9 protein-coding genes are annotated in these 8,411 nt (G+C 63.3%); 5 read left to right on the top strand and 4 right to left on the bottom strand.

Features of this window, described 5'->3' with window-relative positions; genetic code table 11:
- Window positions 1-254: 254 nt before the first annotated feature.
- On the top strand, window positions 255-860 hold the full coding sequence (locus tag VNH11_16065) for a hypothetical protein (protein ID HVA47885.1): 606 nt from the start codon (window positions 255-257) through the stop codon (window positions 858-860).
- 86 nt (window positions 861-946) lie between these two features.
- Here VNH11_16065 and VNH11_16060 read toward each other — a convergent pair whose 3' ends face one another.
- Complete coding sequence (locus tag VNH11_16060; GenBank protein ID HVA47884.1) at window positions 947-1,249, bottom strand: hypothetical protein; 303 nt, start codon at window positions 1,247-1,249, stop codon at window positions 947-949.
- Between the two features lie 374 nt (window positions 1,250-1,623).
- On the opposite strand from VNH11_16060, the gene VNH11_16055 reads away from it, so the two are divergent.
- Entirely contained in the window at window positions 1,624-3,414 is a 1,791-nt protein-coding gene (locus VNH11_16055; GenBank protein HVA47883.1) for a 30S ribosomal protein S1, read from the top strand.
- Here VNH11_16055 and VNH11_16050 read toward each other — a convergent pair.
- The 3 genes from VNH11_16050 to VNH11_16040 all read right to left on the bottom strand — a co-directional run bounded on the left by VNH11_16050 (window position 3,390) and on the right by VNH11_16040 (window position 6,961).
- A complete protein-coding gene (locus VNH11_16050; protein HVA47882.1) occupies window positions 3,390-4,721 on the bottom strand; it encodes a PQQ-dependent sugar dehydrogenase in 1,332 nt (443 codons plus the stop codon). The genes VNH11_16055 and VNH11_16050 overlap by 25 nt on opposite strands.
- The gene (locus VNH11_16045) at window positions 4,714-4,956 is read right to left on the bottom strand and encodes a hypothetical protein (GenBank protein HVA47881.1); all 243 of its coding nucleotides are present in this window, start codon (window positions 4,954-4,956) and stop codon (window positions 4,714-4,716) included. Before VNH11_16045 ends, VNH11_16050 begins: the two co-directional genes overlap by 8 nt.
- A 241-nt stretch (window positions 4,957-5,197) precedes the next feature.
- Window positions 5,198-6,961 (bottom strand): hypothetical protein, encoded by a 1,764-nt coding sequence (locus tag VNH11_16040; protein ID HVA47880.1) that lies wholly within the window; start codon window positions 6,959-6,961, stop codon window positions 5,198-5,200.
- Window positions 6,962-7,104: 143 nt separating this feature from the next.
- Between VNH11_16040 and VNH11_16035 the strand changes: the two genes are divergently transcribed.
- From VNH11_16035 to VNH11_16025, 3 genes are all read left to right on the top strand, one after another.
- The gene (locus VNH11_16035) at window positions 7,105-7,464 is read left to right on the top strand and encodes a hypothetical protein (protein ID HVA47879.1); all 360 of its coding nucleotides are present in this window, start codon (window positions 7,105-7,107) and stop codon (window positions 7,462-7,464) included.
- Between the two features lie 32 nt (window positions 7,465-7,496).
- Window positions 7,497-7,754 (top strand): hypothetical protein, encoded by a 258-nt coding sequence (locus VNH11_16030; protein ID HVA47878.1) that lies wholly within the window; start codon window positions 7,497-7,499, stop codon window positions 7,752-7,754.
- 183 nt (window positions 7,755-7,937) lie between these two features.
- On the top strand, window positions 7,938-8,153 hold the full coding sequence (locus tag VNH11_16025) for a hypothetical protein (protein ID HVA47877.1): 216 nt from the start codon (window positions 7,938-7,940) through the stop codon (window positions 8,151-8,153).
- Window positions 8,154-8,411: the final 258 nt, after the last annotated feature.

Genomic DNA, 8,411 nt, shown 5'->3' with positions numbered 1-8,411 from the left:
GCTAGCCCGGATTATTCACCGGCCCACACCAACCCGAAGCGCAAGCGAGGATCAGCAACGGACTTAGCTCGCTTGCGCTTCGGGTTGGTGTTCGCGCAGTCTGCGCGCCAAGTTCGGGGGCCGGTGAATCATCCGGGCTAGCGGAAGGTGGTCGCCTTGCGGAGCACCCGTTCGACAACGAGCGGGGGCGTTCATTATTCGAAGACTGGCTGCGGGCCGGCGCCGATTCTTGGTCCATCGCTTTAGAGGCCGCGATGGCCTTGCTCTACCTGCGTGCCGACTCACGCGACGGGCTCATCGCGCTCGGCCTCGACCACGAGGGCCGCGAAGTACAGCTCGCTGCCGCGCGCGCCGCCGCCAGCACCGGCAGCCCGTCCGCAATGCAAACATTGGCCCGCTTTTGCCTCGACCGACTCTGCTCGCGAGAGGCCTGCCAATACCTGGAGGAATTTGCCCACCCTGAGTTGATTCCAGAGATCGCGCGGTCGGCGGATTTCCGCGCAGAAGCCGACCTCTGTCTCTGGCTCGCTTTTCCGACGCAATTTGGCTGCGAACCCGATGAGATCGAGATTTTTGACACTCGAGGAGAGCTGTACTGGCCACCGACCAACGACCGCCGGCGACTTTGGCTCTTCAAATACTGCTATCGGGCCTTCTATGAAGGGCCGGTAACTGGCGTGGGCCTTTCGGGCAGCAAAAACGTTGCGCTTGATTCCGTCAGTCCCGAAATGTCGCCGGAAGAGATTTACGCGCGGCATTGTTACTGGGAACTGGACGACGTCGGCGGGCCGTGGTCTCCTGATGACGAGCCGGCGGTGGCCGGTCGCGAAATGCTGCGGCGATACAACCCCGGCTTTTGACCCGTCCGCCACACGCGGGCTTGCTTTTCAATCGCGATGAGCGATCGTCCACATGGCGTCAACGGGCAGCGGCCAGGACGTGCGGCCTATTCCGTGATCGCTTCTTTGGAGGGCTGAACGAAGTGGGGCGACTTTTGCGAGACGGTCAGCTCAGCCGCTTTCTTGTCGGCCTGCTTTCGTTCGCTATACTCGAACCGCGCTACCCGTTTCATGGACTGATTGACGACATCCCAGTAGGCCTTCAGCCGGACCTCTTTGGGCGTTTTCGTGCGCGGCTTCCGCTTGACCGGGACTTTCTTCGCCGGGGCGTCTTTGGCCGCCGCGCCGGCACTTTCCGCCGCCTCTCCGGCACGCCGCAACTCTTTTCGATTGATGATCTTACGCGCCATGGTTCGTCTCGATACGGGACTGATTGAGCACAACTCCTTGGCCAGCGGCCCTCATGCGGGCCGCGCCAATTATGCTGAATATAACGGCCCCGCCGGCGTTCCGCTATCACAACTCGTCGGTTTTGACCAATTTGACCGGCGAGTTTCGCGGTCGAGGGGTGCGGTCAGGCTTTGCCGCCTGGGTGCGATGGTCTCGCATTGTGGCACCCGATACATTTGCTATACTGATTGGTTCTTTCGCCAGCCGCAAACTTGCCTCCCGCGCGGGAGGCCGGCGGGAAGAAAGGCCGTTTTACAAGCATACTTACACCCCCTGGCCGCACTCACCCTCCCCGGCCCAACGGGCCGGCGACGCGGTCGAACATTGGCACTTCATGGTTAACCGAAATCTGATCCGAGGACTCGATCTCAACGAACAAGACTGGGAACAAGAACTGACGGCGGCGCTGGAAGGCACCGATCCCGAACAGATCGAATGGGGCGGCGGCGGCGCCTTCTCGCTGAACGAAATCGTGCAGGGCCGCGTCCTGCGCGTCGAAGGCGACCAGGTGCTGGTCGACGTCGGCTATAAGAGCGAAGGCATGATCCCGCTCAACGAGTGGGACGAAGACGAAGAGCCGCCCCAGCCCGGTCAGACCATTGAAGTGCTGATTGAAGACATCGAAGACATCCAAGCCGGCCTCGACGAGGCCAGCATGGTCTCGCTCAGCAAACGCAAGGCCGAAAAGATCAAGGCCTGGCGCGACGTGATGGCCTCGGTTCACGAGAACGACGTCGTCACCGGCGTCGCCACCCGCAAGATCAAGGGCGGACTGCTGGTCGATATCGGCGTCAACGTCTTTTTGCCGGCCAGCCAGGTCGATATCCGCCGCCCGCCCGACATCGGCGACTATATCGGCCGCACCATCCAGTGCATGGTGCTCAAGATCGACGAAGCACGCCGGAACATCGTGGTCAGCCGCCGCGCGCTGATCGAGAGCGAGCGGGCCGAGAAGAAAGCCCGCCTGATGCGCGAGCTGGAAGTCGGCCAGTTGCGCCGCGGCGTGGTGAAGAACATCGCCGAGTTCGGCGCGTTCGTCGACTTGGGCGGCATCGACGGCCTGCTGCACATCACCGACATGAGCTACAAGCGGATCGGGCATCCCTCGGAGATGGTCTCCATCGACCAGGAAATCGAGGTCATGATCCTGCACATCGACCGCGAGAAAGAAAAAATCGCGCTGGGTCTGAAGCAAAAGCATCCCAGCCCCTGGCAGGACGTCGAGGGCAAATACCCGGTCGGCACGCGCGTCAAGGGCACCGTGGTCAACGTGATGAGCTATGGGGCCTTCGTCAAGCTCGAAGAGGGCATCGAGGGGCTGGTCCACATCAGCGAAATGTCGTGGACCAAGCGCATCACGCACCCCAACGAGTTAGTCCACATCGATGACGAGATCGAAGTCGTCGTGCTGGGCATCAACAAAGAGAAGCAAGAGATCTCGCTGGGCATGAAGCAGACCCTGACCAACCCCTGGGACAAAGTGGCCGAGCGCTACGCACCGGGCACGCTGGTCAAGGGCGTGGTCCGCAATCTCACCAACTACGGCGCCTTCATCGAGATCGAAGAGGGCATCGACGGCTTGCTGCACGTCAGCGACATGAGCTGGACCCGCAAGATCAGCCACCCCAGCGAAATGGTCGAGAAGGGCCAGGAAGTCGAGTGCCGCGTGATCTCGGTAGACCAGCAGCGGCGGCGGATCGCGCTGGGGCTGAAGCAGCTCAACGACGACCCCTGGGCCACCGACATTCCCAACAAGTATCAGCCGGGTCAAGTGGTGATGGGCACGGTGACCAAGCTCACCAACTTCGGCGTTTTCGTCGGACTGGAAAACGGCCTGGAGGGTCTGCTGCACATCTCCGAGCTGGCCGACCACAAGGTCGAGAACCCGGAAGACGTGGTCAAGCTGGGCGACACGATCGAGGTGAAGGTGTTGCGCGTCGACGCCGACGAGCGGAAGATCGGCCTCAGCCGCAAGCGTGTGGAGTGGGCCGAAGAGGCGCATGCCGAAGCGGCGCCCGCGGCGGCCGGCAAGTCGAGCATTCCGGAAAGCGAGCTGCGCGGCGGCATGGGCGGCAGCAAGGGTCCGCTGTTCAAGTCGCCTCAGTCGCGGCCGGACGAGGAATAAGCCGGTCTTATTTGCAGCAGCGTGCCGGTGCCCGGCTGGAACTTGTCGTCGATCACCCAGGCGTTGCGCAGCAACACGAGCAGCCGGCCGTCGGGCATGAAGCGCAGGTCGACCGGCCGGCGCAGACCGCTGACGAACGTGGCTACGCTCTCGGGATGGTCGGGATCGAGCGATCGGATCCAACCGTGAACGAAATCGGCAAAGAAGTAACGCCCGCGGTAGGCAGTTGGCCAGCCCGAGTCGGCCGGTGCAAAGGCGCCGCCCGAGATCGAGGCCTGCGGATACCAGTGGACCGGGCCGCGAAAGCGCGCGTCGCTGGTCGGGCCATGCTCCACGACGGGCCAGCCGTAGTTTGCGCCCGGCAGGCCGACGTTGAGCTCCTCGAACTTCCCGCCCACGTCGTTGATGAATAGCTCGCCGCTGGATGGGCGGACGGCGAAGGTAAACGGATTGCGCAGCCCGCGTGCCCAGATCGCGGCGTACTTGCCCTTGGTTTCGGCCAGAAAGGGATTGTCGCCGGGAACCGTGCCGTCCGGGTTAATCCGCAGGATTTTGCCCTGGAAGGTCCCCGCCCCAAACGGAGCGTTTTTGTCTGCCCGAAGCGTATCGAGATAAGCGATCAGGTCGGTGAATTGCTCGCGCGTGAGCAACTCTTCCAGTCCCTGCGGCATGAGCGAGACGGGACTTGTTTCGCGGTGCTCGACCTTGGCGGCGGGCACGACGTGCTTCACGCCGCCCGCGTCGAAGAGCACGATCGTTTCGGCCGACTGCTCGCGAACGATGCCCGTCAACGTTTGGCCGTCGACGGTGGCGATCACGCTGGTGCGAAAGCCTTCGACGATCTGCCGCGAGGGTTCCAGCAGCGACTCGACGAGGTGCGGCCGGTCGAACTTGCCCCCGATGTGCGAAAGGTCGGGACCGACGTCGCCGCCTTGGCCTTGCACCTTATGGCACAGGGCGCACTTGGTGAGTTTTTCGTCGGCGAACAGCGCTCGGCCGCGGCCGGCATCGCCCGCGTGCGTGAGCGCGTGCTGCTCGTAGTCCCCCCGCTTCCCTGCGGCTTGACCGACTGTGGCCGACGTCAGCAGACCCGCGAATGAAAAAACAAGCGTTGCGATATGCGAAACTGAAATTCGTGGCATCAGTGCGTCGGCGACCAGACTGTCTGGAACAGGTGCAGTAGGAATCGAAATGCCCTTCTGAAAGAGGCTGCCCCGAACCTTGCCAAACTGCTCGGCGCAGGCGAGGTCGAAACCGAGCACCTGCACGTCGATGAGCAGGTCGTGTCCAGAAGGTGGCTCATTCACGTTCCAACTGTGGGCGGCGTTCCAGCTTACGCTCTTGCTGGATTTGTTCCATGATGGCGTCCATCTCTGGGCAGTCGGCCCAGCCGCCGGCCGAGCGACGGATGCCTTCGCCCCACTCTTCACGCTGCGGCATGATCCGCACCTGGAGCTCGACCTGCTGGCCTTCTGCCACGCCGAGATCTTCCACGAGTTCGATGGTCCTGCCGCGTACCACGCCATGAACGGTCTTCGTCATCGTCAACCTCTCTTGTCGCCCGAAGGCAATTCCGCCCCAGCCATTCAATATCGCAAGGCGCGGAGGCTGCCTCAAGTCGGATTGTCTGGCTGCCGCCGTTTGGCTGATACACGCATCGACGACCCCGACGCGGGTCGTATTCGACAGCCCAGGGCGCAGCGCAGCGGAACCCTGGGTTATCTGCAGGGCGAATAGAAGCCCGGACCGATCATGACGCCGATAAAAAGTGACGCCCCTTTTGTTAATCATGGCGCCGCGACGCCCGGATTGCGAGCAGGTCAGCGGCGCGAACTGCCGCAGGGGACGATGCGCGATCTTTCATCGAGAGCGTCCATGACAGGTCTGCGCTTTGCATCCTGCGCGCGTCGATTCTCGCACGCAGACGGCTCAGGTACTTAAGGTAATCGAGATTGCCCGGCGACAGGCGAAGCGCCTCGACGATGTCGGCGTATGCCTCGCGGTAGCGGCCAAGGCGGTCGAGCAGCACGGCGCGCGCGTGTAAAGCGGCGGGATTCGCGGGCCGCAACGAAAGCGAACGGTTCATGTCCGCCAGCGCGGCGCCGAATTGTCGCACCTCGATCAACACCACAGCCCGCCAGTGATACGACGCGGCGAAATCGGGCTTAGAGCGGATGGCCTCGCTGAACTCCCACACGGCGTCCGCATAAGCGCCTTGCTTGAAGTGTGCGACGCCCCGCCGATAGCACTGCGATGCGAGCAAATCGAGCTGCACGCTCTCCGAGTCGGCGGCTGCCGGTCTTCCCGCATTCCCTCTCCCTGCGGGAGAGGCCAGGTGAGGGTTCCGCTCCTTATCGGCCCGTTTCGCCAGTCGCCCCGCGTAGTCGGTCACTTCCTTCACATACTGCGGTTCGTAGCGGCCTGATTTGGCCAACACGACGGCGAGATGGATGTCGTTGAGTGCTTCGGGGACCCGCGCGGCATCGGCGAGAATCATGGCCCGAGTGTGCCATGTTCGGGCGTCTCGCGACGCCAGTTGAATCGCGCGGCTGGCGTCGTCGAAGGCCGGGGCAAAATCGCCGAGAAATGCGTGGGCCTTGGCCCGGCACATCAGGCATTCGGCGTTCGGCGCGTCCATGGCGGCGATCCGCTTCATGATTGGTTTCGCGCTTTTCTTGTCGCCGCCGTCAACCTGCTCTGCACCGGGGTCGTAAACATCCAAAAACAGCCGCACGATGTCGGCCGGGGTTCGCTTCAGCGTGAGCGGGCTGTCCGGCGCGAAGGGCAGGGGCGGGTCTTCGCGCGGCGCGCTTTCAGGCGGCGTCGGTGGACTTCCGCGCGGTGTGGCCTCATCGGTCGCGCGCGTGTCCGCCGCGGCGGCATCGGCAGCCGCCGCTCCGCGCGGATTCATACCGGCCGGCGCCTGCTGCGTTGGTGCGGCCTTCGGCTCGGGGGCAGTTGCCTTTGGCGCGGAGCGGGGCGCGGCGTCGGCGACCTGCGCGCCGCTTTGCTGCGCTGGCTGGCCCGGTTGCGTCAGCAACACGATCGCCACCGGAAGCACGCCAGCCGCCAACATCAGCGCTGCTTGCACGAAGTGGTTATCGAGTGCGCGCGAAACAGCATCCGTGATCCCGGACAGTAACCCGAAGCGTGAGCGAGGTGCTCTCCGCGGTCCGCCGGGGCGACTACCGCCGCGCGAGCGAGTTTCCCCGCTGCGGCGACTCGCACGTGCAACGGCTCGCTGACGCTGTGGGTTGGTGTCGGCGCGCAATCCGGCTTGGTCGAATGTTGCGCTCGATGGCGGGTTGTTCGCGTCCCAATCGACGCCGGGAAACCGCCGGCGCAGAAACTCCATCGCGTCAGCCGGCCGCCACAGCACGCGGTCTTGCGGCTTGACTCGCACGCCTTCGCGGCACTTCGGGCAAACCACCACCTCGGCCGGATAATCGAGCGGCAGGCCGATTCTGCCCCCGTACCCGCAGCCCGGGCAATCAACCCAGAAATGGGTTCCGTCGCGTTCATTGTCGGTCGCAAAGTCAGCAGCCATGAGGCGTCCTCCTTCGCATATAAGCGGGATTGCATCGCCAACCGAACGCGCGGGATGATGGAATTCGCCTAGGGCGATCCATCGGGTGAGATACGCGGCCAATCAGCGCTGGTCGCCCCGGAAGGCGGCATTGGAGCAGTTTTATGCTCGCCATCACTGGAATCGTGAAGAACGGCTGCGTCGTTCTCGATGAGCCGGCGGTTCTTCCCGACGGGAGCCGGGTGGTTGTCCGGCCCGTTGAAAGCCCATTGACATTCGGCCTCAGCGAGTCCGATTGGCAGGACACCCCGGAAGCAATCGCCGACTGGATCGCTTGGTACGACTCGCTGGAGCCCATTGAGCTATCTGTGGCCGACGGGCAGGCGATTGAAGCTTTCCGCCAACGCCAGAAGGAAGTCGGTGAGGCGACTTTTGACGAGCGAGCCGACCGGCTGCGGAGGACTTGGCAGCGGCCCGACCGTAGCGCCGCGGAAGGGCTGGCCGCTCATCAGCCAACGGGTTAGAATTGAATAGCGATCACGCGACGAACCACGCTATGGCAATCTCGAAAACCGTCCAAGAATTGAACCGCGAATTGGCTGACAAGCTGGCCGAGGAAGGCCGGATCGACCCAAATTCCGTCTATGCCGGCAAGTTCGTCGGCATCGCCAACGGGCAAATAGCCGTAGTCGCAAATGATTTGAACGAGATGGTTTCCCGCTTGCACCAGGTAGAACCCGATCCGAGCAATACGTTTGGCGTCGAGGTCGGGCGCGATTACGACGTTGTCGATGAAATCTGGGCGCTCTCCTGATGCCGCGCGTTCAATGGGCCTTGTCGCGAGGCCGGCCGATGATCGAAGTGACCCTCAGCTTGGCGCAGGGCGCGCAACAGGTCGTGCGCCGCCTCATCGCCGATACCGGCGCCGGCAGTTTGCGCTCGGGGCATCGAAGTTCTACTGGACGAGCAAGACTGCCGCCTGTGCGGCGGAACTCCGATGAAGCCGGTCATATTGGGCGGTGCTTACGTCGGATCCTATCCGTGCTACGCGCTGCGAGTTGGGATTCCGCGCCTGGGCTTCGACGAGATTGTTTCGGCGATTGGATTGCAGGCCGCGCCAACCGGCTTTGATGGAATCGCGTGCTTCCGGTTCCTGAACCGATTCACCTATGGCAACCTTGGTGCCGCCGGCCAATTTGGCCTGGAGGTTTGACGCAGCACCTTGCCATCACGTGCGTTTTTCCCGAGAGCATGTTGCCGCAGGTTCGCTGGGGCGATCAGGCGGAACGTCACGGTCCGCGGGATCGTGTACTATTACGCCGACCAGCTCTTTCCCAAGCTGGTGGACGTAAGGGAGCTGGAAATCCATCCCTGCGACGCCGACCTGCCTACTCTCGGCGGCCTGCGGGGATTAGCCGCCGGTTCGACGGGCGATCTTTCGGCGGTCGACTTCGTCAGGTCGCTGCGCCAT

It is taken from the genome of Pirellulales bacterium (assembly GCA_035533075.1).
GTDB lineage: Bacteria > Planctomycetota > Planctomycetia > Pirellulales > JAICIG01 > DASSFG01.
This window is presented reverse-complemented; position numbering and strand designations above follow the sequence as displayed.